The following is a 21,704-nucleotide window of genomic DNA, read 5'->3' on the forward strand; positions in this document are numbered from 1 at the left end:
GCAAAACTCACAATCAAATGAACAAAAAAAGTATGCTAACTGTAGCAGGGCTGGGGCTCGCACAGTTAATGATTAGCCAGGTGGCTAATGCGCAAACTCAAGACAGTTTGCAGCTCAAAGATGTTGTCATTTCTGCAACCAAAAATGACCAGAAACAATCACAGACCGGAAAAGTGGTTACCATTATCAGTCGCGAAGTATTGGAACGCAGTAACGGTAAATCATTACCAGAACTTATTAGCGAGCAGGCCGGAATTATCGTGGCAGGTGCAAGCAGCAATCCAGGATTAAACAAATCAGTGTTTTTTAGGGGTGCAGGAAGTGCTTATTCAATAGTATTAATTGATGGTATTGTGCAAAACGATCCTTCAGGAAACGGAGGTGCATTCGACTTAAGATTGATTTCTATTGATCAGATTGATCACATTGAGATTTTAAGAGGCGGACAGTCTACCATTTATGGCTCTGATGCAGTTGCAGGGGTAATCAATATCATCACTAAAAAAGGCGGGCCAAATGGGAATACCATATATGGCGTGGCCAGTGCAGGTAGCTACGAAACATACAAAGGAACCATTGGTTTAAACGGTGGAGTTGAAGGATTTTCTTATAATATTAACTATACGCATCATAAAACGGATGGGATTTCTGAAGCTGCTAATCCAGTGGGAAATGCATCCGTATTTGATAAAGATGGCTTCAAAACCGATGCCTTGAATGCAAACTTCGGAATTAAGCTGGATAATCATTTCTCGGTAAATCCATTTGTACGTTACTATTACGGTAATTACCAGTTCGATGGTGGTGCATTTACCGATGCCAACAATTATTCTATTTTGAAAAACTTTGCCGCCGGTACCAATGCCAAATATGAATTTGCTACCGGTAAAGTAACGTTAAATTATAGCTTCGAAAGTACCCGGAATGACGCACACAGCCAATATCCTAGCGTTAATGAAGGTAGGGTATCGGTATTGGATTTGTTCTACAATCAGAAATTGGGCAATAAACTGGATCTATTGATTGGTATCGATAACCGTGTGATGAAATTATCATCAGCTACTAATAAACCTGAAACCAATATCTTCGCTGCTTATAGTTCATTATTCTTACACGATTTAAGTGTATTTAATCTGGAAGTTGGCGGACGTTACAATAAACACGAACAATATGGCGAAAACTATACTTATTCAATTACTCCAAGTATCAACATCATTAAGGAAATAAAACTGTTCGGAACGGTTTCAACAGCATTCAAGGTGCCAACTTTAAACATGCTTTTTGGTCAGTTTGGTGCTAACTTAGATTTAAAACCAGAAAAATCTCAGAATTATGAAGCAGGTGTTAATTTTAGCTTCGCTGATGATCAATTTAGCTTGCGTTTAGCAGGTTACAAACGTGATTTAACCGATGCCATCATTTATGCTTACCCTAACGGATACATTAATCAGGTAAGTCAAAAAACCAAAGGTTTCGAAGTTGAGCCTGCCGCTAAATTCAGTGTGTTTAACATCAATGGTTATTATGCTTATGTGGAAGGTAACGAATTCAATTTTGTAGATAATGCCATTGCCAATTACCTTTTCCGCAGGCCAAAGCATACATTTGGAATTACTGCAGGTGCACAGGCTACCAGTAATTTATATTTGAGTGCAAATTACCGTTATTTTGGCAAACGCACCGATGGTAATTTTACAACTTACACCGTAGATAATTTACCTGCTTATCAATTGTTAAACGCTTATGCTGAATATGCTTTAGCTAAAAAACGTGTAAAGTTGTTCTTCGATGCTAAAAATATCCTGAATAAAAAATACAATGAGATAATTGGTTATAATAGCCTAGGTTTCAACTTTAATACAGGTGTAATTTTTAATATACACTAATAAAATTTAACTTTGCAGTATATATATTAACCCAAATAAAATGTCTCATTTAAAATTTAATCCACGCACCTTAATATTGCTTTTAATGATATTGGCCTTAACGGCTTTCCGTTTGCTGGTCACTTTCAATTCCGATGAATTACAGTTTGCTAATTTTTCATCGATCGGAGCTGTTGCTTTGTTTGGTGGTGCCTATTTTAAAGATCATCTTAAAGCTTTCGCTTTTCCTATATTGAGTTTGTTTTTAAGCGATTTCATTTTGTCTGTTACTATTTTCAGTAAATACAGCAGTGGCTTTCTTTATGAGGGCTGGTATTGGACTTACATTGCTTTTGCTTTAATGGTATTAGTAGGTAGGGTATTGCTTAAAAAAGTAAATGTGGTAAATTTATTGGCTTCAACATTAAGCATTGTGCTAATTCACTGGTTGGTTACCGACTTAGGCGTTTGGATTAACAACCCGGCATATACCCAGGATTTAGCTGGTTATTGGAGCTGCCTCGTAAAAGCCATTCCGTTTGAAATTAGATTCTTAGAAGGAACCATAATTTATGGCGCATTGCTTTTTGGTGCTTTTGAAATCTTAAAAGCGAAATACCCGGTATTAAAACTGCAAATGCAAAAATTATAATTATTGAGTTGGTGGTTCAGCAACCAGTGGGAAAATAAACAGAAATCCTCTTTTGATTGAATTCAGAAGGGGATTTTTTCTTAAAATTGGTCTTTACACTGAGTAGACGTCTATGATGATCATCAAGAAAATAGTTCACATAAAGATGTTCAAGCTATCGATATTTCATCATATTAAGAAATATAAGACCATATTAGCCTGTATGTTCTTAAATGGCTTAAATGGTCAAAAAGTAATATTGATTACCTGATGCTTTAATCCGCTACTATAAAATAAATATAAACCAGAAAAGGATTTTTTCTAACTTAGAACGTCAATTACATTTTACCTTTACATCAAATGAAAGTTGTTTCCTTTTTACCTGCCGCTACCAAAATGATATACGATATGGGCCTTCAGGATTACCTGCATGGCGTAACCTTCGAATGTCCGAAAGAAGCAGCCGATCAACCAAAAGTTGTGCGCTGTATCCTGGAAGGTAAAAACTATTCGAGTGTAGAAATAGACCGGATTTTTTCGGCTTCCAAAGCCCAGGGTAAAAGCTTGTATTGGGTTGATGATGCACTTTTAGAAAGCATTGCGCCTGATGTGGTTTTCACACAGGACATTTGCGAAGTTTGCAACATTGATACCGTTTGTACCGAAACCGCTGTAATGAAACTGAGTAAGCAGCCAACTTTGGTTCCGCTTTCGCCCAATAATCTGCAGGATGTTTTTGAATGTGCCATTACCATTGCAAAAGCTTTGGGAAAAGAAGAAGTAGCTTTTAGTTACCTGGTAGGCTTACAGCAGAAAACCGATCATATTTTAGATAAACTACGTCAAAATAAATCACCATTGAAGCGGGTGATGCTTATGGAATGGATAGAACCGATCTACAATTGTGGACATTGGATTCCTTTTCAGATTGCTGCTGCCGGTGGGGTAGATATGCTTTCCAACCCTGCAGGCGATTCCATTGTTACCCCATGGGAAAAGATAATTAAGTATAATCCAGAGGTATTGGTTATTGCGCCATGTGGTTTCGACCAAAAAAGAAGCCTGGAAGAAATGGAACTCCTTACATCAAAACCAGGTTGGAATAATTTGGAGGCAGTAAAAAACAACCAGGTTTACATTGCCGATTTTGACATGTTCACACAGCCAAGTATTGGTACTTTGGTAGAAGGTATTGAAGCTTTAGCTTGCATGTTCCATCCCAGTATTTTTAAGGCTGATGAAAATATTGCAAAGAAGTTTATTAATCATGATCAGTTCGTTCAATCATTCCAATCGGTGTAGTATTTATGAAGTTAGTCGTATTAACAGGAGCAGGGATCAGTGCCGAAAGTGGGTTAAAAACATTTAGGGATTCGGATGGTTTGTGGGAAGGTTACAATATACATGATGTAGCCACACCCGAAGCCTGGGAAAGGAATCCGGAATTGGTACAAGGGTTTTATAACGAAAGAAGAAAGCAGGTTTTAGCGGCAAAACCTAACCGGGCACACCAATTATTGGCAGAACTTGAAAACGATTTTGATGTTGAAATCATCACCCAGAATATCGACGATTTGCACGAAAGAGCAGGTTCTACCAAAGTTACCCATCTCCATGGCATAATTATCCGGTCACAATCCGACATTAGGCCTCATTTAACTTATCCCATTACTGGTTCAGAAATAAAAATGGGAGAGCTGTGCGAGTTCGGTTCACAGCTGCGCCCACATGTAGTTTGGTTTGGTGAGGCAGTACCGATGATTGAAGTTGCGGCCAACATTTGCGGAAAAGCTGATTTATTTGTACTGATTGGCACTTCGTTAGCCGTTTATCCGGCAGCCGGACTTATCGATTTCGTGCCTCGTGAAGTGAATAAATACATCATTGATCCAAAAACCCCAGACGTTAAGCGCTACCAAAATGTAATTACGATTGAACAAAATGCTGTGAATGGAATGGCGCAACTGAAAAGTATCTTATTGAATGGATAAAAGAAACTGCATTTTTAACTGGAGTGGTGGTAAAGATAGTACCCTCGCATTACATTATGCTCTTCTGGATCCAACGATTGAAATCCGCTATCTGGTGACTACAGTCACAGAGCAATATAATCGTGTCTCGATGCACGGGGTAAGGGAAGCTTTGCTGATTAAGCAGGCCGAAAGTATTGGTATCCCATTATATCAGATCCGTTTGGGCGAAATGCCCGATATGGAAACATACGACAATACGATGCGTACCCATCTGAATAAATTTAAAGCAGAAGGTATTACCCATTCTATTTTTGGTGATATTTTTCTGGAAGACCTGCGCAAATACCGCGAAAGTAAGCTGGATGAAATCGGTTTGAAAGCCATATTTCCACTCTGGCTTAAAGATACTAGAGATTTAATCAGTGAATTTATTAATCTGCACTATAAAACCATCATTGTATGTACACAAGAGAATCTGAAAGATATTTGTGGAAAAGTAATCAGCGAAGACTTAATTAATCAGCTTCCGCCAGAAATTGATCCCTGTGGTGAAAACGGTGAGTTTCATACTTTTGCCTTCGAAGGGCCGGTTTTTAAAGAGAAAATTGCTTTTTCGGTAGGTGAACAGGTATTCAGAACTTATCATTCACCCTTAAAAACGACATCAATTAATGATGATCCTTGTGCTAAACCTGTGCTTACAGGTTTTTGGTATACTGATTTAATTGAATAATTTTTTGATTCTCAAAACATTTTGGCATCATTTTTTCTTTAGTAGTGATAATTAACTAAATCATATCACAAATGAAACCGTTTAGTGAGGTTAGGTAGCTAAACCGGAAACATATTAAAATTAAAAATTATGAAAAAGATATTGGTAGTAATCGCATTAAGTTCTTCAGTTTTATTTGCTTGTAATAATAAAGCAAAAGAAGAGGCTGCATTAAAACAACAACAAGCTGAAAAGGAATTAGCCATTAAAGCCGTAAAAGATAGTTTACGCTTAGATAGCTTTAAAAAAGCTGAAGTAGCTAAAGTAGAACAAGAGAAAGAAGCTAAACACCAGGCAGAATTGGCAGCTGCAAGAAGATCAAGTACGAGTACCGGTAGCAGAAGATCATATGCCAGCTCTGGTGGAAGTTCAAGCAGTGCATACGGAGGTACTCAACCAACGGCTAAGAAAAAAGGCTGGAGTGATGCAGCTAAAGGTGCTGTAATTGGGGGTGCTGCCGGTGCAGTTGGTGGCGCTTTAATTGATAAGAAAAAAGGAAGAGGTGCTATTATTGGTGGATTGGTTGGAGCCGGTGGCGGTTATTTAATCGGTAGAGGCGAAGATAGAAAATCTGGTCGGGTACAGCCTAAAAACTAATTTTTTTCAAAACATCGAAAAGTCCTGGTTTACATCAGGACTTTTTTTATGTCTAATAAAAAATGATTGATATATTTAAAGAAAAAAGAACCCATGACAGAAATCACTACCGCTGATAAAGGACAGATTCAACACTTTGTAATGTTTTGGTTAAAACCACAATTAACCAGGAACGAAATAGCCGATTTTACCAATTTTTTCGAAAGCTTAAAACCAATTAAATATATTAAAACTTTAAGTTATGGATTGGCTGCGAATACGCCAGTACGACCGGTTACCGATAACTCTTTTACCTATTCGCTAACCATTACATTTGCCAACATAGAAGATCATAATGCTTACCAGGAGGATAAAACGCATTTAGATGCTGTAGAAAAGTTCTCCAAAAACTGGTATAGGGTAGTGGTACACGATACGGTGGTTTCTGTTTAAAACCCATTTGGTTCAGTTCAGTCCCCAACCTATATTTACTGTTTAACCACAGATGCGCACAGATATGGTATATAGCGCTGCTATACCGAGAGGTCAGATTTAGAAAAACAATGAAGATACAATGACTGGTACGGATGGATCATCATGTTGACTGACGCGCAGTCCCTAACATTCGGGAGAGAAATCTTTAAACTGTGGTAAAGATTTTTCCCCGCCTGTGCTGGTAGGCACTGCGGTCGAAATGACGACCTAGGTATGGAATTTTGTTTAAAGATATTAGTTTACAAAGTAAGTCTTCTCAATCTAAAATCACTAAACCTCCCATTTATTTGGCCAAATCAAGCACCAAAATTATATTTTTTGTAAAAATTCAAAAGTCAAAATATCAATCATTTACGGTTACTTATCTTAATAAAAACTATAGGTACCAAATCGGTTTAGCCCCTAAAGCATAAATAAATTCAAAATATAATTTTGAATGTAAAAATAACACCTTGTAAATCAGATTGTTGAAGTAATTATTTTTAATATTGATGCCTGTTATAAGCTAAAGTAAAGTCTGAACGCATCACCTTGAAACGCGAAATAACGGTCTGGATAAATTCTTCGTCGATAATTTCAAAAACATCATTTACGCCACCACCACTTAGGTCTAGTTCTGCAAGCTTATAACTTTGCTCAAAAGTACCCTGTTCAAATTTTACAATGTATTTTTGGTTCATCGAAAAAATGGTAATCTTACATTCCGGATGTGGAAGTTCTGCTACTACTCTCATTTATTATATTTTAATTACAATTCTGTAGATATGCCGTTAAGTGTTCCCCAACTGTCGATGATGGAGAAACGGGCAAAAAGTTCTTCTTTGTACCATTCTCGCGCTCTGGTGAGCTTAATCACATCAGCATGGTCGAAAGTTTTGTAGGCATAGTTTTTTACGCTATCTGCATCTTCCCATATAGAAAAGGTCGCCTGGTCAAAAAATGGATTTTCTCCCATGCCTGCTGATAGAATAAATCCTGGTGAAATGCGCATCGCATCAGCCGCCCGTTTAATGTTATGCCTGAATTCTTTTAGTCGGTTAAATTTAATTGCGGCCCTGGTAATTACAGCGATTTTACCAGAGGATGTTATGATCTTTTTATCAACTTTAAATGGCTGTTCTTTTGACCATAAGCCATGACTGGATAAAGGGTTTAGTAAGATCGTAAAACTTTCAATTCCAAAAAAATTAAACCATTTCATCACTAAAGAATCTCGGTCAAAATGATCATAATCTTTACGGTCATCCCAGGTGGTGAGAATTGCCCAATGTTTATAATCTGGAGGTAAATCAACACTGGCATCTTTGCCGCTACCCATTAATTTCCAAAATTTACACTTTTTATCTAACCATAAAGGCAGCCTTAAAACAGCCATCCCCATAAAAGCAAAAGGAATGGTAAGTCCACGAAATTTAGTAATGGTTAAGGCTACAATCATAAGTACACAATAAAAGATCAAAACTAAGGATTTTAAAGATAGGTTATCATTCAAATTTTTGTCATTATAAACCAATAGGGGCTTGCATTTCGCAATTCATTATTAACTTTGATCAAATAATCAAAAAGAAATGGCAGAAGATTTAGTGATCACAAAAGATGCATCCAAGGAATCACAGTACCAATCCATCATTCCTCAAATTGAAGCTTTATTGTATGGTGAAACAGATTTTGTGGCTAATATGGCAAATGTAGCTGCAGCACTTAAAGAGCAGTTTGGCTGGTTTTGGGTCGGCTTTTACCTGGTAAAGCAAGATGAGCTGGTGCTTGGTCCTTTTCAGGGACCAGTGGCTTGTACAAGAATAAAAAAAGGAAAAGGTGTTTGCGGTACTTCATGGGCACAGGCTAAAACGATCATTGTACCAGATGTGGAGGAATTTCCCGGCCACATTGCCTGTGCATCAGCTTCAAAGTCCGAAATCGTTCTGCCTCTGGTTGTTAATGACGAAGTTATTGGTGTGCTTGATGTTGATAGTGAAATGTTGAACACATTTGACGAAACAGATCTGATTTATTTAGAGCAGGTTATTGCTGTTTTGTTAAACAGGTAATTTAAACAAAATATTGAAATTAAAAGCTGAATATTACCAGAATGAAGATGTTGTAAGTCTCGCAAAAGATTTACTTGGCAAGGTTCTGTATACGAAAATTGGCGATGAAATTACTGCCGGTATTATCGTCGAAACAGAAGCTTATTTTGGAATAAAAGATAAAGCCTCTCATGCTTATGGAGGTCGCCGTACCAATCGTACCGAAATTATGTATAGTGCAGGTGGCATTGCTTATGTTTATCTCTGTTACGGCATGCATCACCTTTTTAATGTGGTCACCTCGGTTAAAGACGATCCTCATGCTGTTCTGATCAGAGGAGTAGAGCCGCTTGTTGGAATAGACATTATTGAGCAGCGGCGGAATATGCTCCATACAAAAGGTGCTATTTCGGCTGGACCTGGTTCAGCAGCAAAGGCATTAGGGATAGATAAAACCTTCAATGCAAAAAATCTTTCCGATGATGAGATTTGGATCGAAGATCATGGAATTCGGTATGCTGAAAAAAATATTGCGGCTACACCACGTGTTGGCATCGCCTACGCTAAAGAGCATGCATTATTGCCCTGGCGCTTCTTTGTTAAGGGCAGCAAATATGTGAGTAAACCAAATAAGGTTTAATTTATAGAAACCTTTTTGAGCGCTTTCTGTTTTTCTCTATAAATAATCAAAAACATGAAAAACGAGAAAAATATAGCTATTTTAAAAGAGATGGCAGAAAGCGTAAGAACCTGTATGTTTACTACATTTTCTTCAGATGATGAACTTGGAAGCAGACCTATGGGAACTGCAAAAATCGAAGATGATGGCAGTTTGTGGTTTTACACCAATGAATATTCTTTAAAATCGAAAGAGATTTCAAAAGAAAATAATGTGCTGCTAGCTTATAGCGATCCATCGAAAAATACGTATTTAACGGTTAAAGGTAAAGCAGAGCTGGTAGATGATAAAGTACGTAAAGAAGCCTATTTTTCTCCATTTATAAAGGCCTGGTTTCCTGATGGAGTGGAGGATCCAAGATTGATCTTGATAAAAGTAACCCCAGAGGAAGCTGAGTACTGGGATTCATCATCATCAAAAATCGTGGTGTTGTTCAGTGTATTGAAAGCAGTTGTAACTGGTGATACGCCAGATCTGGGTAAACACGATACGATGAAATTCTAATAAATTTTAAATAATCGAAAAGCAGGATTGGAAACAATACCTGCTTTTTTTGTAATATTGGCCTGATGAATTTCGAAAATACCCTATCATTTGCTCGGCTACAGGATGAGGCTGATCAGCTCCATCACTTCAGGTCTCAATTCTTATTTCCACAACACAATGGGAGAGATTTTATCTATCTGTGTGGCAATTCGTTAGGTCTTCAGCCTAAAGTGGCAGCAGAAGTTGTGCAAGGGCAGCTTAACAACTGGGCCAACTATGCTGTGGAAGGTTGGTTTGATGGAGACGAACCATGGATGTTCTATCATAAAGCGCTGAAAAAGTTAATGGCTCCAATTGTTGGTGCATTTCCGTCGGAGGTTTGTCCGATGAATACGTTGACTGTAAACCTTCATTTATTAATGGTAAGCTTTTATCAGCCGAAAGGCAGGCGCTTCAAAATCATTATGGAAGGTGGGGCTTTTCCATCCGATCAATATGCAATAGAAAGTCAGGTGAGGTTTCACGGATTCGATCCAAAAGAAGCCATTATAGAGGTTTTTCCAAAGGAGGGTGAGGAAATACTGCATACGGAAGATATTCTAGCTAAAATCAACGAAAATGCCAATGAAATCGCCCTGGTTTTATTTGGGGGAATAAATTATTACACCGGGCAATGGTATGATATGGAAACCATTACCAAAGCAGGACATGAAATAGGTGCAGTAGTAGGCTGGGACCTGGCGCATGCAGCCGGAAATGTTCCTGTAAAACTGCACGATTGGGATGTTGATTTTGCCTGTTGGTGTTCATACAAGTACCAAAATTCAGGTCCGGGTGGAATAAGCGGAATCTTTGTTCATGAAAAACATTTCGGCAACTCCGAACTGAACCGGTTTGCGGGATGGTGGGGTTATCAGGAAAGTAAGCGTTTTAAAATGGAAAAAGGCTTTGTTCCGGAAGCCGGGGCAGACGGTTGGCAGGTAAGTTGTACGCAGGTAATGCCGATGGCACTATATCATGCTTCGCTTCAGATTTTTGAACAAGCAGGTTTTATAGCGCCATTGAGAGAAAAAAGTATCACTTTAACAGCTTATTTAGAATTCATTGTAAACGAAATAAATAAAGAATTAGGGGTAGCGCAATATCAAATTATCACACCGCAATTTTCGAAAGACAGAGGCGCGCAGTTATCCATCATTGCACAGCGTAATGGTAAACAGATTTTCGATGGTTTAGTGGCTAACTACGTTCTGGGCGATTGGCGTGAACCTGATGTAATCCGCCTGAGTGCTGTACCGCTGTATAATTCTTTTGAAGATGTTTATCTGGCCGGACAAGCGCTCTTAAAAGTCAGTAAAGCAGTTTTGCAGTCATAAAGAAAAAGTACCTAATAAATATAAAATTCATTAAATGATCAATTACAATCCCAAAGACTGGAGTACTTTCATTTTTCATATCGATAAAAGCGACACTTTTAGAAAGCTTTGGCCTTTAATGCTTGGGGTAGCTGCATTTTCGGGGCTGGTTGCTTATGCTGAATTAAATTACTTTCAGCTTTCTAAAACGAGCAATGTAACTAATATTGGGATGATGCATAGTTTATTGGGCTTTGTATTGTCGCTTTTATTGGTTTTCAGAACGAATACCGCTTACGACAGGTGGTGGGAAGGCCGGAAATTGCTTGGGTCATTAACTAATGTAAGCCGTAACCTGGCCATAAAGATTAAATCGCTTAAACTGACAGATGAGGATGTCCGCTTTTTTGAATACGGCATCCCTAAATATGCTTTTGCATTAAAAGAACATTTAAGAGAAAAGATGTATTTTGGTAAGAATAGTTTGCTGATAGAAGTGGAGGAAGGTAAACACGTTCCGAACCAGATAGCAGGTAGTTTAACCAACAGATTTTATGGATTGTTAGAAAAAGGTTCGATTTCGCAGGAGCAGTTTATTGTTCTTTCCAGTGACTTTAATCAGTTTACTGATATCTGTGGCGCCTGCGAAAGGATTAAAAACACGCCAATCCCGTTTTCTTACAGCGCATTTATTAAAAAGTTTATTTTTGTTTATGTAATTACTTTACCCTTTGGCTGGGTATTCAGTTTGGGTTATTTTGTGGTACCGATTGTTCCTTTTATCCTCTATGTATTAGCGAGTTTGGAGCTGATAGCTGAAGAAATAGAAAACCCATTTGGTTATGACGCGAATGATCTTCCGGTTGATCAGATCTGTACCAATATCGAAAAACACGTGGGAGAAATTTTAGGCTGATGATCAAAATTGCCTGGCATCCGCTTTACGCGCACCCTTTACCCGAGGGGCACCGTTTTCCGATGCTGAAATATGAATTGATCCCTGAACAGCTTTTGCATGAGGGAACAATAACGCCGCAGAATTTATTTAGTCCAGAGCCTGTTTCAGAAGATATTATTCTTCTTGCTCACCAAAAGGCATATTGGGAACAGCTTAGAGATTTAACACTTCCTGCTAAAGAACAGAGACGGATCGGTTTCCCGCTAAATGCGCAGCTTGTAGAACGTGAACTAAGAATTACCCAGGGCACAATTGATGCAGCTCATTTTGCCATAAAAAATGGTATTGCCTTTAATGTTGCAGGAGGTACACACCATGCAGGTAGTAATTGGGGTGAAGGTTTTTGTTTGTTGAACGATCAGGCAATTACTGCTAATTATTTGTTAAATAAAAATTTAGCTAATCGTATCTTAATTATTGATTTAGATGTTCACCAGGGAAATGGTACTGCAGAAATCTTTCGAAATGAGGCGCGGGTATTTACTTTCTCCATGCATGGCGATAAAAATTTCCCTTTCAGAAAAGAAATTTCCAGTTTGGATGTTCCTTTAGATGATGGCGTAAAGGATGATGCATATCTGTCGGTTTTAAATGTTAATTTGAAAAGAGCTTTCGAAAGCGCCAAACCTGATTTTGTATTTTATTTAGCGGGAGTGGATGTACTTTCTACCGATAAATTGGGTAAACTGGCGTTAAGCAAAACGGCATGTAAGGAACGTGACCGGATAGTGCTGCAGGCCTGCAAAGATAAAAACTTACCCTTACAGGTGAGTATGGGCGGCGGTTATTCTATTGATATCAGGGATATTGTGGATGCACACTGCAATACCTACCGCCTGGCTTTTGATTTATTTGAATGAGCACTTTGCAAAGCCATAATATCCTTATCTTCGCCGCTATATGTTGGAGATCATTTATCAGGACGAAAATCTAATTGCCATTAACAAACCTCATGGATTACTGGTGCATCAGTCTTCTATCGCCAGAGATGCAACGGAGTTCGCCCTTCAGTTGTTAAGAGATCAGGTAGGGAAGCACGTTAGTCCGGTACATAGGTTAGATAGGAAAACAAGCGGAATATTATTGTTTGCTTTTGATAAGATTTCTGAAGTTGCTATGCATCAGCAGTTTATGAATGCAGAAACTGATAAAAAATATTTATCCATTTTACGCGGTTTTACACCAGATGCAATGGATATTGATTATCCCCTGGCTAAAGAAAATGGAACCATGCAAGATGCTTTCACCTCATTTATTACGCTTCAGCGGGCAGAAGTAGCCGTGGCTTTTGGTAAACATCCAACGTCCAGATATTCACTGGTAGAAGCCACGCCTAAAACTGGCAGGATGCATCAATTAAGGAGACACTTCAGTCATATCTTACATCCAATTATTGGTGACAGGACACATGGCTGTAATAAACAAAACAAATTTTTTAAAGAACAATGGGACATGACGACTATGTTGCTCCATGCTTCTGAATTAGCATTTGTCCATCCCATTACAAAAGAAAGAATCCACTTGAAAGCCGGTTTACATGATGAGTTTAAAAGGGTGATGGATTTCATGAAAATGGATCTTTAGCACAATTTTTACCACCAAAATCTGTTTATATAAAATCTATGATTAAATACTTACGTTTTACACTCCCACTTTTAGCACTTTTTGCAGTCGGTTGTTCCTCAGTTTATATGCCAAATGTTCCAAATACACCCATGTTAAGTAAACAGGGTGAATTTAGTGGCGGTGCACACATCTCTTTAAAAGGTAATGCCAGCGTTAATGGCGCTTATGCCGTTTCAGACCATATCGGTGTACTGTTTAGCGGTTCGAGGATGAATAGCGAAAGACGAAGCAAAGATTTCGGTCATAAACTCATTGAAATTGGAGGAGGTTATTTTGACACTTTTGGACCGGATAATAACCGGATAATAGAAGTTTATGCAGGTGTAGGCAAAGGTTGTAGCGATATCACTTACCGTGATTATAAAAATGATATCCTGATCAGTTCTGAACTACAGGAGGTAGATTACAGAAAAACATTCTTGCAGGTAAACTACAGTTCGAAAAAGAAAAATAATTTGCGTTTGTTTGGAACTGATTTTCCCATTAACTATGGTACTGCCTTAAGGATCAGCCATGTTAAAATGGATCGTTTCTTTTTAAATGGTGTAGTGCAGCCTAAAGAAGATAATATTTTCTTTGAGCCGGTATTCTTTACACGCATGGCACTCAGTAAAACTTTCCAGCTTCAATATACCACAAGCAGTAATATTGGCTTAAAAAGCCGTAAATATATGTCTGCCGGAAATTCTATCTTCACCATAGGTGTTGTGGTTAATGTAGGAGGAAAATAATTTAGTTATTCCTCTCTTCTAAAGTCACTTGGTATGACATCGAAGAAACGTCGTTATTGCGAAGAACGACGTAGCAATCTTCCCTTGGATAATTTCTTAGGATAAAGGTTGTTTTGTCGGCTGAAAAGCCTTCTCGCAATGACGGTTTTATCTGAATAAGAAACTACTTAGCCATTAAACTCCTCGTCTTATTCTGAAACCTGAAAAACAGCAGGATAGAGGCCGTTAACAATCCTAATGTTAATCCATACCAAATTCCGTTCACACCTAAGTTGAAATGAAAGCCCAATACATAACCAATGGGGATTCCGACTACCCAATAGGCTAAAAAGGTAATTAAGGTTGGCATGTTAACATCGCCCATGCCACGCAATACGCCTAAGCCAACTACCTGGGTGCCATCAAATAATTGGAAAAATCCGGCTATGATTAATAATTGTGCAGCGATAGGGATAACGGTTGCATCTTCAGTATAGATAAAAGGCATGAGGTTGTTAGCTAAGACGAAAATAACCGCCGTGCAAGACATAAAAAGCAATATTACATGATAGCTGGCGATGGCAGATTTACGTAAGTCGTTAAAATTACTTTTACCAAAGTTATTTCCGGTTTTGATGGTCGCTGCCGAGGCCACGCCACTGGCAATCATGTAGGTCATGGCAGCTAAACTAATTGCAATTTGGTGCGCGGCCTGTTCTACCGCACCAATGGTTCCGATTAATACCGCAGCACCGCTAAAAGCACTGATTTCAAAAGAATACTGCATGGCTACGGGCATTCCGATTTTGGCAATCTTAATTGCCCTCATTTTATCGAAAAATGTTGCCTTAAAACTGGTCAGGTACTTTTTAAAATGCTGAGAACGCAAAACGTAAAAACACATTACCGTAGCCATTAAAATCCTGTCTATCAGCGTGCTTAAACCCACACCGCTAACCCCCATCGATTTGATGCCGAACATGCCTTTCACGAAAATAATTCCCAGGATGATATTGAGTGCATTTCCCCAGATCGAAACAAACATCGCTTGTTTGGTAAAGCCTAAACCTTCGGCAAATTGCTTAAACGTCTGGAAAATCAATAATGGAATAATCGAAACAGATAACAGGTTGAGATAAGGTTTTGCGTAACGTACTACTTCAGGTGTTTGCTCCAGCCGATCGATAACAAAAAATATTCCCAATTGAACCAGAACATATAACAATATGCCGATACAGATATTGATCATTAAACTGTTTGATAAAAGCTTTCCGCATTCATCATGGTTCTGGCGACCATTTTCCTGTGCAATCAATGGTGTTAAACCATAGGAAATGCCCAACCCGATTACGAGGATAAGCATAAATATACTGTTCACTAATGATACAGCCGCCAACTGAATGGTATCGGTAAAATGCCCAACAATAATACTATCAGCCATGTGTACCAGAGTATGCCCCACCTGTGAGCCTACAATTGGCAGTGCCAAATGAAGATTTTCTTTATAATAAGGTTTATACCTGGTGTAAATTTTAGAAAACATAAGTTTGCAAAGATCGGCTTTTTAAACCTCAAAAAATAGGGATGTAGAAAAGTTAATATATAATGGCCAACCTTGTGACTGAAGCACTGTGAATTGGGAAATTTAGAGAGATAGATTTTTCTTCCGAATTTTCTGGATTGTGCTCAGTTAGAATACTTAGCAAGCGGAATCGTCATTCCCAACTCGATTGGGAATCTTAATGCAATAAGCCTAAAGATTAAGATTCCCGCCTGCGCGGGAATGACGACTAACCTAATTAAATCAACCTATAACCATACTTAACTACCATACTTAGCAAGCGGAATCGTCATTCCCAACTCGATTGGGAATCTTAAGGCAATAAGCCTAAAGATTAAGATTCCCGCCTGCGCGGGAATGACGACTAACTTAATTAAATCAACCTATAACCATACTTAACTACCTCACCGCTGTATAATATTCTTCCTTTTCGGTAGTATGCGATTTAATTACATTGGTTAAAATTAAATTAACCAATACTTTTTGGGCTTTGCGGTACGAACTGCGCAACAGTTTGCTAAATTCTTTTAAGGTAATCCTTCCGTTTTGCTCGAGGTATTCGAGCAGTTTTTTTTCATTGTCAGAGTAGGAGATCAGTACGCCATTGTTTTTATATTCCTGTTTAAGTACTTCCAGAATAATCCGGCTGGCTAAAACACTTTTATCATCAATACGAATATAAGCCCACCATTTTTTTTCATGATCAAGTGCATAATGCGGTTTGGTATCACTTTCAGGGATTTCAACTACCAAAACCAGTTTGTCATCCACATAAATTTCTTCAAAGTAAGGTTCAATAGCCGGTTTGCAGAATTGGTGAGCAGCAGTTAAGATCATATATTTCTCTTCTTCTTCTGATTTTACCCCCTTAATTGATCCATCATCTGCCACGCCAATTAATAATTTGCCACCTTTGTTATTGGCAAAAGCGACCAAACTTTTGGCTATCTTCTCGGTACTGGTAATGGTTTTCTTAAAATCGAGCATCACGCCCTCACCCTGCAAAATTAAACTCTTAATACTCGGCATAATCTAAAAATTAATAAGCAACCCGGGGTGTTTCGCCCTGATGCAGGTTTCGGATATACACTTCATTCATTACGGTTGCACACAATTCGCCATTTTTGTTGGTGATCTCCATAGGATAGGCTTTTACAAACTTTCCAATAGTTTTTAAGGCATGCTCTGCTTCATTAAGCATATCATCCGTTACCGTTATGGTAAAGTATAAGGTAGAGCGACCAGGTTTTAGATATTGTATCGAGGCACTCTTTAACCACACACGGACTTTAAAGCCGCGACGTTGCATCAACTGATCGAATAAGAGTGCATAAAACGGGTCAGTAGCCGCATAAATAGTACCTCCAAAAATAGAACCATTGTAATTTTTATTCAGAAAGCTTTTGCTCAGCTTAACCGTACAGCTTCTAAATTCATTTTCAAATCTCTGAACCCAAATGCGTTGAAAAAATAGGGGTGGGTAAAAACGCATTACCCATTTAAGGGTGTTTTGAGAAATAATCATATTTACTAATATCAGAAAGTTTTATCACCTTTTAAAGTTTTGCAGATGTTGTTTTAGTAATATTTCTATAATCTGTAAATATCCTGATTAAGATAACCATAGCTTTAAGGGCTTAGCTATTCTTTGCCGTTGTAATGAAATCAACTGATTTATATGCCTAATTTGCTGAGTTCGATTAATATTTAAAAAATTATTAATCGAACTCAGGTTAATAATAAGAGAAATAGATTTATATCAGTGTTTGTGGGATAAAATCTTGGTCGAGACAGCGTATAAATGCTTAATTATCGGTAGCTATTTAAGAGGAATTATTCTTTTCAAAGAAAAAAATAAAACCAAATGCTTAAAATGTTGTTTGGATGATAGATAACATTTAAAACTATGAAAAAAATAATCTTAAGTCTTGCTTTTGCAGGTTCTCTTATGATAGCCACATCAGCATGCAATTCGTCAAAAAATATGGCTGGCTCTTCAGACAGTACTACAACGGATTCGACAACTACGGCACCGATGGATACAACATCTAAAAAAATGCCAGACACGACAACAAAAATGCCACCTGACACAACAACAAAGAATCCTACTATGTAGGATCTTAAAAGCCACTCTAATGCAGGGTGGCTTTTATTTTTATAAATCTATTTTAAATATTTGTGTTATTACGTACTTTCAGCGTTTAAACCAAATAATTAAATGGAGCATCAAGCAAAAACCAACAGTCGTAATGTAATTTTCTTAGTAATTGTAGCTGCTCTGGGCTATTTCGTTGATATTTACGATCTTGTTCTGTTTTCTGTAGTAAGGGTAAAAAGTTTTACAGACATCGGTATTTCTGCAGCGCATATGCGTACAGAAGGGGAGTATGTTATCAATATGCAGATGTTCGGTTTGTTGCTTGGAGGCTTACTTTGGGGCATAATTGGCGATAAATTCGGCAGGATCAAAGTATTATTTGGATCAATCTTAATGTATTCGCTGGCGAATTTAGCCAATGGTTTTGCTACTGATGTACATACCTATGCGATGATCAGGTTTGTAGCAGGCATTGGTTTAGCGGGCGAATTAGGTGCAGGGATTACCCTTGTTACTGAAACCATGGATAAAGAAAAACGTGGCTACGGTACCATGGTGGTCGCCGGCATCGGTTTACTGGGCGCAGCGGCAGCGGCTACAATTGGTAAACACTTTACCTGGCAAACTTCTTATTTTGTAGGTGGTGGCATGGGCTTACTTTTACTACTTTTGCGTGTAGGCACCTTCGAATCGGGTATGTTTAAACACGCTGAGCAGGATAAAGCGGTTCCAAAAGGAGACTTCTTTATGCTTTTTTCCGATCGCAAAAGATTCTTAAAATACCTGGCCTGTATCTGTTTGGGGCTACCACTATGGTTTATTGTAGGTATTTTAGTTACCCAATCGCCAGAAATAGGTAAAGCATTAGGCGCTAAGGATGCATTAAATGCTGGAACGGGTATTATGTATACTTATTTCGGTATTGCCATTGGCGATGTAGTATGCGGTGTTTTGGCACAAGTATTAAGATCGCGTAAGAAAACGGTGCTTATTTTTCAAAGTTTATCTGTAATTACTGTACTTGTTTATTTAACCAGTACAGGTTTAACCGAAAGTAGTTTTATCCTGATCTGCCTGTTTATGGGCTTTGCAGTTGGCTATTGGGCAACGTTTGTAACCATTGCTGCCGAACAGTTTGGAACAAACATCCGTTCTACGGTTACCACTACAGCGCCAAACTTTGTACGCGGTGCTTTAATTCCGATCACATTTGTTTTCGAATTCTTTGTACACCGTTATAACATCGTTTCTGCAGGTTTTATCGTGATGGGGATTGTAACCGTAATTGCCATGATTTCTGTTGCCTATTTAAAAGAAAGCTTTAATAAAGACCTTAACTATTTAGAACAATAGTTTTAAGACTCTCGACTGAGGACTAAAGACTTCTGGACTAACGGCAATGTCAACCAAATGTACTATCTAAACATAAATCAATATAGCTGCCTGAATAGCTTTAGCTTTGTATAGAAATAGAAAAAATCATCATGTTTAAAGAAGAAGTAGCAGCAAGGTATAAGCAAATACAGGATGAAATTTGCAGGGGATTGGAAATTGCCGATGGCAAAGGGAAGTTTGAGGAAGAGCTTTGGGAACGAAGTGGTGGGGGAGGCGGACGTACCCGGATTATGCAAAATGGTGCAATTATCGAAAAAGGAGGTGTAAATTTTTCTGCTGTACATGGTAAGCTGCCGGAAGCGGTAAAAAAAGCCTTCAGTGTTGAGGAAGATGATTTTTTTGCTACTGGTGTTTCAATCGTGATCCATCCAAATCATCCCTTGGTACCGATTATTCATATGAACATCCGTTATTTTGAACTCAATGAAGAAACGAGATGGTTTGGTGGTGGTATTGATTTAACGCCGCATTATGTTTTCGAAAATGATGCGCGTTTCTTTCACCACAAGTTAAAGCAGGCTTGTGATGATTTCAGCGCTGAATTTTATCCGAAGTTTAAAACACAGGCTGATGATTATTTCTTCATTAAACACCGTGAAGAAACCCGTGGTATTGGCGGCATTTTTTACGATCGTTTAAAACCTGAAAATACCAATCTTTCCTGGGAGCAGATTCTAGATTTCTCCATTAATATCGGCGAAACATTTTTACCGATTTATACGGAATTAATCGACCGTAACCGGGACAAAGAATTTACAGAAGCACATAAAGAATGGCAGTATCAACGCCGTAGCCGTTACGTAGAATTTAATTTGGTATATGATTCCGGGACAAAATTTGGTCTGGAAACCAATGGCCGGATCGAATCTATTTTAATGAGTTTACCACCGCAGGCCAATTGGGGCTATAATGTGCAGCCAGCAGTAGATTCAGAAGAATATAAAACGCTGCAGTTGCTTAAAAAAGGGATTAACTGGATTTAAGTTTATTGTGCCGTCAACCTGATCCGATAGTATTGGATTTGTTTCGGGGGCTTAAGTACAGAAAGATACTGAACAGGTTCTCAGCATGACGAATATGAGTTTAAAACAGAGTCAGTGGTGCAGATACCTGATGAAATCCGGCTTTTAATTTACCGGTCCTAAAATCATTTACAATATCATGAATCAACCGGGTTGGTTCCGGTATCCGGTAATTTCCCACACATTTTTTAATTGCGGCTAATGCCTGTTCAGAAGTAATTAAATGTCCGGCTGAAATATAAACAGGTTTAATATTGTCTTTAGTTCTTAGCGCATAACCCAATATTTCGCCATTACTTTTAATTTCGGTAGTGCTAAATTTAGATTTTTCCGGAAGGTGGTTGTTTCCATATAAAATACTTTTGGCACACCCAATAGTGGGTTGATGAGTAAGTATACCAAAATGAGACGCAACACCCATTCGCCTTGGATGCAAAATGCCATTTCCATCCAATACGACAACATCGGGTTTTACCGGAATCAAATCCCAAACTTTTAAAAGTGCTGGAACTTCTTTAAAGCCCAAATATCCAGGTTGATAAGGAAAAGTTGTTTCATAGGTTTCGAGTGCATATGATTGAACAACCATCTCCGGAAAGCTTAAAAGGACTATCCCTGCATACATGGTTGAACTACCTTTATCGAAAGAAATATCGGCTCCTGCAATGGTTTTTATTTGATCAAGCGGTTGAAACTTTAATTGTTTAGCAAGTTCAATCTGGTAAGCGGTAGCTTCTTCGAAACTGTAATGGTCGTACATAATTATAGTACATTCAGAGCAGTAAACTTGTTTCGATTAATCTCATTGAGAAGGAGCTGGGAGTAACTTCAGGACAAGTTTAGTTGGTGGTAATCAGCTAAATCAACAGCGTGTGTTCTAGGCGAATTTCTCCAGCTTATTGACCGGTTTTTCTTCGATGCCTTAAGATATTGACCATTTGCCTGTTCGGTTAAAAAAGAAAATAAGAAAAGATGATGGTGCGGAAAAACAACTTCCTCATCTTTTATCAGCGGAATTTCATTTAACTCCTTACTGATTTCGCTGATCAAATGAACCGGCTCCGAGCTAAAAATTGGTATGCCCTTAAAATGGAGTAGTTTTGCGCGATCGTCGGCAAAAATCTCGATCAACTGGTCCTTTTTATACTCCATGGATATTCCAGATTCCCTGTACGTATGGGAAATATCGTCCCTTTCGGTGCCAATAGTTTCCTCCAGTGCATCAATTGCAATTTTTAAATCTTCTTCATTGAAAAATTCACTGAACTGTTTAACGGTATCGTGAAAATCCTGTTTACGCTGTTCAAGATTTTCGTTCTCTTCTGCGATAATTTTACCCAAGATTTTGTCATACGGCCGGATAGCTGCTTTATCCATCAACAACTGAATTGGTCCTAAACCTTTTAATGGTAATAATTCCCAAAATGATTGCAAATCTAACTCATCCATATTTAAATGTAGTTAATTATCAGCAT

General features: G+C 38.2%; 25 protein-coding genes. 18 read left to right on the forward strand and 7 right to left on the reverse strand.

Annotated elements, in window-relative coordinates; all coding sequences use genetic code 11:
* Window positions 1-17 precede the first annotated feature (17 nt).
* The 7 genes from BLR60_RS01340 to BLR60_RS01370 all read left to right on the forward strand — a co-directional run bounded on the left by BLR60_RS01340 (window position 18) and on the right by BLR60_RS01370 (window position 6,270).
* Entirely contained in the window at window positions 18-1,886 is a 1,869-nt protein-coding gene (locus tag BLR60_RS01340) for a TonB-dependent receptor plug domain-containing protein (protein ID WP_090496254.1), read from the forward strand.
* Window positions 1,887-1,926: 40 nt separating this feature from the next.
* The gene (locus BLR60_RS01345; protein ID WP_090496255.1) at window positions 1,927-2,517 is read left to right on the forward strand and encodes a DUF6580 family putative transport protein; all 591 of its coding nucleotides are present in this window, start codon (window positions 1,927-1,929) and stop codon (window positions 2,515-2,517) included.
* Window positions 2,518-2,856: 339 nt separating this feature from the next.
* Window positions 2,857-3,798 (forward strand): ABC transporter substrate-binding protein, encoded by a 942-nt coding sequence (locus BLR60_RS01350; protein ID WP_090496256.1) that lies wholly within the window; start codon window positions 2,857-2,859, stop codon window positions 3,796-3,798.
* Between the two features lie 5 nt (window positions 3,799-3,803).
* Entirely contained in the window at window positions 3,804-4,487 is a 684-nt protein-coding gene (locus BLR60_RS01355; protein ID WP_090496257.1) for an SIR2 family NAD-dependent protein deacylase, read from the forward strand.
* Entirely contained in the window at window positions 4,480-5,202 is a 723-nt protein-coding gene (locus BLR60_RS01360; protein WP_090496258.1) for a Dph6-related ATP pyrophosphatase, read from the forward strand. The genes BLR60_RS01355 and BLR60_RS01360 overlap by 8 nt, the downstream gene beginning before the upstream one ends.
* Before the next feature lie 129 nt (window positions 5,203-5,331).
* The gene (locus BLR60_RS01365; RefSeq protein WP_090496259.1) at window positions 5,332-5,838 is read left to right on the forward strand and encodes a YMGG-like glycine zipper-containing protein; all 507 of its coding nucleotides are present in this window, start codon (window positions 5,332-5,334) and stop codon (window positions 5,836-5,838) included.
* 93 nt (window positions 5,839-5,931) lie between these two features.
* Window positions 5,932-6,270 carry a Dabb family protein gene (locus BLR60_RS01370; RefSeq protein WP_090496260.1) on the forward strand — a complete coding sequence of 113 codons (339 nt, stop codon included), beginning with the start codon at window positions 5,932-5,934 and terminating at the stop codon, window positions 6,268-6,270.
* 524 nt (window positions 6,271-6,794) lie between these two features.
* Here the strand turns inward: BLR60_RS01370 and BLR60_RS01375 are convergent.
* Both BLR60_RS01375 and BLR60_RS01380 read right to left on the reverse strand, forming a co-directional pair.
* The gene (locus BLR60_RS01375; protein ID WP_090496261.1) at window positions 6,795-7,046 is read right to left on the reverse strand and encodes a hypothetical protein; all 252 of its coding nucleotides are present in this window, start codon (window positions 7,044-7,046) and stop codon (window positions 6,795-6,797) included.
* 14 nt (window positions 7,047-7,060) lie between these two features.
* Window positions 7,061-7,750: a DUF3291 domain-containing protein gene (locus BLR60_RS01380; protein WP_090496262.1), complete on the reverse strand. Its 690-nt coding sequence runs from the start codon at window positions 7,748-7,750 to the stop codon at window positions 7,061-7,063.
* 130 nt (window positions 7,751-7,880) lie between these two features.
* Between BLR60_RS01380 and BLR60_RS01385 the strand changes: the two genes are divergently transcribed.
* From BLR60_RS01385 to BLR60_RS01420, 8 genes are all read left to right on the forward strand, one after another.
* The gene (locus BLR60_RS01385) at window positions 7,881-8,360 is read left to right on the forward strand and encodes a GAF domain-containing protein (RefSeq protein WP_090496263.1); all 480 of its coding nucleotides are present in this window, start codon (window positions 7,881-7,883) and stop codon (window positions 8,358-8,360) included.
* Window positions 8,361-8,373: 13 nt separating this feature from the next.
* A complete protein-coding gene (locus tag BLR60_RS01390) occupies window positions 8,374-8,979 on the forward strand; it encodes a DNA-3-methyladenine glycosylase (protein WP_090496264.1) in 606 nt (201 codons plus the stop codon).
* Between the two features lie 54 nt (window positions 8,980-9,033).
* The gene (locus BLR60_RS01395; protein WP_090496265.1) at window positions 9,034-9,522 is read left to right on the forward strand and encodes a pyridoxamine 5'-phosphate oxidase family protein; all 489 of its coding nucleotides are present in this window, start codon (window positions 9,034-9,036) and stop codon (window positions 9,520-9,522) included.
* A 65-nt stretch (window positions 9,523-9,587) separates the two neighbouring features.
* A complete protein-coding gene (gene kynU / locus BLR60_RS01400; protein WP_090496266.1) occupies window positions 9,588-10,880 on the forward strand; it encodes a kynureninase in 1,293 nt (430 codons plus the stop codon).
* A gap of 34 nt (window positions 10,881-10,914) precedes the next feature.
* Entirely contained in the window at window positions 10,915-11,775 is an 861-nt protein-coding gene (locus BLR60_RS01405; RefSeq protein WP_090496267.1) for a bestrophin family protein, read from the forward strand.
* A complete protein-coding gene (locus tag BLR60_RS01410) occupies window positions 11,775-12,677 on the forward strand; it encodes a histone deacetylase family protein (RefSeq protein WP_090496268.1) in 903 nt (300 codons plus the stop codon). The genes BLR60_RS01405 and BLR60_RS01410 overlap by 1 nt, the downstream gene beginning before the upstream one ends.
* Window positions 12,678-12,717: 40 nt before the next feature.
* Window positions 12,718-13,401 carry a pseudouridine synthase gene (locus tag BLR60_RS01415; RefSeq protein ID WP_090496269.1) on the forward strand — a complete coding sequence of 228 codons (684 nt, stop codon included), beginning with the start codon at window positions 12,718-12,720 and terminating at the stop codon, window positions 13,399-13,401.
* Between the two features lie 38 nt (window positions 13,402-13,439).
* Window positions 13,440-14,174: a hypothetical protein gene (locus BLR60_RS01420; RefSeq protein ID WP_090496270.1), complete on the forward strand. Its 735-nt coding sequence runs from the start codon at window positions 13,440-13,442 to the stop codon at window positions 14,172-14,174.
* 163 nt (window positions 14,175-14,337) lie between these two features.
* On the opposite strand, the gene BLR60_RS01425 is transcribed toward BLR60_RS01420, so the two are convergent.
* The 3 genes from BLR60_RS01425 to BLR60_RS01435 all read right to left on the reverse strand — a co-directional run bounded on the left by BLR60_RS01425 (window position 14,338) and on the right by BLR60_RS01435 (window position 17,239).
* Window positions 14,338-15,696 (reverse strand): MATE family efflux transporter, encoded by a 1,359-nt coding sequence (locus BLR60_RS01425; protein ID WP_090496271.1) that lies wholly within the window; start codon window positions 15,694-15,696, stop codon window positions 14,338-14,340.
* 417 nt (window positions 15,697-16,113) lie between these two features.
* Window positions 16,114-16,743 (reverse strand): AlbA family DNA-binding domain-containing protein, encoded by a 630-nt coding sequence (locus tag BLR60_RS01430; RefSeq protein ID WP_090496272.1) that lies wholly within the window; start codon window positions 16,741-16,743, stop codon window positions 16,114-16,116.
* A 10-nt stretch (window positions 16,744-16,753) separates the two neighbouring features.
* The gene (locus BLR60_RS01435; RefSeq protein WP_090496273.1) at window positions 16,754-17,239 is read right to left on the reverse strand and encodes a DUF4442 domain-containing protein; all 486 of its coding nucleotides are present in this window, start codon (window positions 17,237-17,239) and stop codon (window positions 16,754-16,756) included.
* Window positions 17,240-17,620: 381 nt separating this feature from the next.
* Between BLR60_RS01435 and BLR60_RS01440 the strand changes: the two genes are divergently transcribed.
* The 3 genes from BLR60_RS01440 (at window position 17,621) to hemF (ending at window position 20,190) form a co-directional block, all read left to right on the forward strand.
* Window positions 17,621-17,830 carry a coproporphyrinogen III oxidase gene (locus BLR60_RS01440; RefSeq protein WP_090496274.1) on the forward strand — a complete coding sequence of 70 codons (210 nt, stop codon included), beginning with the start codon at window positions 17,621-17,623 and terminating at the stop codon, window positions 17,828-17,830.
* 102 nt (window positions 17,831-17,932) lie between these two features.
* Window positions 17,933-19,165: an MFS transporter gene (locus BLR60_RS01445; protein WP_090496275.1), complete on the forward strand. Its 1,233-nt coding sequence runs from the start codon at window positions 17,933-17,935 to the stop codon at window positions 19,163-19,165.
* 131 nt (window positions 19,166-19,296) lie between these two features.
* Window positions 19,297-20,190, forward strand: coding sequence for an oxygen-dependent coproporphyrinogen oxidase (hemF, locus tag BLR60_RS01450; RefSeq protein ID WP_090496276.1), 894 nt, complete (start codon window positions 19,297-19,299; stop codon window positions 20,188-20,190).
* 100 nt (window positions 20,191-20,290) lie between these two features.
* Here hemF and BLR60_RS01455 read toward each other — a convergent pair whose 3' ends face one another.
* Window positions 20,291-20,989, reverse strand: a complete 699-nt coding sequence (locus BLR60_RS01455) for an endonuclease V (protein WP_090496277.1) — start codon at window positions 20,987-20,989, stop codon at window positions 20,291-20,293.
* Window positions 20,990-21,057: 68 nt separating this feature from the next.
* On the reverse strand, window positions 21,058-21,678 hold the full coding sequence (locus BLR60_RS01460; RefSeq protein ID WP_090496278.1) for a hypothetical protein: 621 nt from the start codon (window positions 21,676-21,678) through the stop codon (window positions 21,058-21,060).
* Window positions 21,679-21,704 lie beyond the last annotated feature (26 nt).

The sequence above is a fragment of the Pedobacter terrae genome (assembly GCF_900100705.1).
GTDB lineage: Bacteria > Bacteroidota > Bacteroidia > Sphingobacteriales > Sphingobacteriaceae > Pedobacter > Pedobacter terrae.

Bases quoted from the DNA above. Each gene is read 5' to 3' on its own strand.
- BLR60_RS01395 (WP_090496265.1), top strand. From the start codon at position 9,034: ATGAAAAACGAGAAAAATATAGCTATTTTAAAAGAGATGGCAGAAAGC.
- BLR60_RS01365 (WP_090496259.1), top strand. From the start codon at position 5,332: ATGAAAAAGATATTGGTAGTAATCGCATTAAGTTCTTCAGTTTTATTT.
- BLR60_RS01415 (WP_090496269.1), top strand. From the start codon at position 12,718: ATGTTGGAGATCATTTATCAGGACGAAAATCTAATTGCCATTAACAAA.
- BLR60_RS01345 (WP_090496255.1), top strand. From the start codon at position 1,927: ATGTCTCATTTAAAATTTAATCCACGCACCTTAATATTGCTTTTAATG.
- BLR60_RS01410 (WP_090496268.1), top strand. From the start codon at position 11,775: ATGATCAAAATTGCCTGGCATCCGCTTTACGCGCACCCTTTACCCGAG.
- BLR60_RS01385 (WP_090496263.1), top strand. From the start codon at position 7,881: ATGGCAGAAGATTTAGTGATCACAAAAGATGCATCCAAGGAATCACAG.
- BLR60_RS01425 (WP_090496271.1), bottom strand. From the start codon at position 15,696: ATGTTTTCTAAAATTTACACCAGGTATAAACCTTATTATAAAGAAAAT.
- BLR60_RS01405 (WP_090496267.1), top strand. From the start codon at position 10,915: ATGATCAATTACAATCCCAAAGACTGGAGTACTTTCATTTTTCATATC.
- BLR60_RS01375 (WP_090496261.1), bottom strand. From the start codon at position 7,046: ATGAGAGTAGTAGCAGAACTTCCACATCCGGAATGTAAGATTACCATT.
- BLR60_RS01455 (WP_090496277.1), bottom strand. From the start codon at position 20,989: ATGTACGACCATTACAGTTTCGAAGAAGCTACCGCTTACCAGATTGAA.
- BLR60_RS01355 (WP_090496257.1), top strand. From the start codon at position 3,804: ATGAAGTTAGTCGTATTAACAGGAGCAGGGATCAGTGCCGAAAGTGGG.
- kynU (WP_090496266.1), top strand. From the start codon at position 9,588: ATGAATTTCGAAAATACCCTATCATTTGCTCGGCTACAGGATGAGGCT.
- BLR60_RS01340 (WP_090496254.1), top strand. From the start codon at position 18: ATGAACAAAAAAAGTATGCTAACTGTAGCAGGGCTGGGGCTCGCACAG.
- BLR60_RS01350 (WP_090496256.1), top strand. From the start codon at position 2,857: ATGAAAGTTGTTTCCTTTTTACCTGCCGCTACCAAAATGATATACGAT.
- BLR60_RS01380 (WP_090496262.1), bottom strand. From the start codon at position 7,750: ATGATTGTAGCCTTAACCATTACTAAATTTCGTGGACTTACCATTCCT.
- BLR60_RS01445 (WP_090496275.1), top strand. From the start codon at position 17,933: ATGGAGCATCAAGCAAAAACCAACAGTCGTAATGTAATTTTCTTAGTA.
- BLR60_RS01430 (WP_090496272.1), bottom strand. From the start codon at position 16,743: ATGCCGAGTATTAAGAGTTTAATTTTGCAGGGTGAGGGCGTGATGCTC.
- BLR60_RS01420 (WP_090496270.1), top strand. From the start codon at position 13,440: ATGATTAAATACTTACGTTTTACACTCCCACTTTTAGCACTTTTTGCA.
- hemF (WP_090496276.1), top strand. From the start codon at position 19,297: ATGTTTAAAGAAGAAGTAGCAGCAAGGTATAAGCAAATACAGGATGAA.
- BLR60_RS01360 (WP_090496258.1), top strand. From the start codon at position 4,480: ATGGATAAAAGAAACTGCATTTTTAACTGGAGTGGTGGTAAAGATAGT.
- BLR60_RS01370 (WP_090496260.1), top strand. From the start codon at position 5,932: ATGACAGAAATCACTACCGCTGATAAAGGACAGATTCAACACTTTGTA.
- BLR60_RS01440 (WP_090496274.1), top strand. From the start codon at position 17,621: ATGAAAAAAATAATCTTAAGTCTTGCTTTTGCAGGTTCTCTTATGATA.
- BLR60_RS01435 (WP_090496273.1), bottom strand. From the start codon at position 17,239: ATGATTATTTCTCAAAACACCCTTAAATGGGTAATGCGTTTTTACCCA.
- BLR60_RS01460 (WP_090496278.1), bottom strand. From the start codon at position 21,678: ATGGATGAGTTAGATTTGCAATCATTTTGGGAATTATTACCATTAAAA.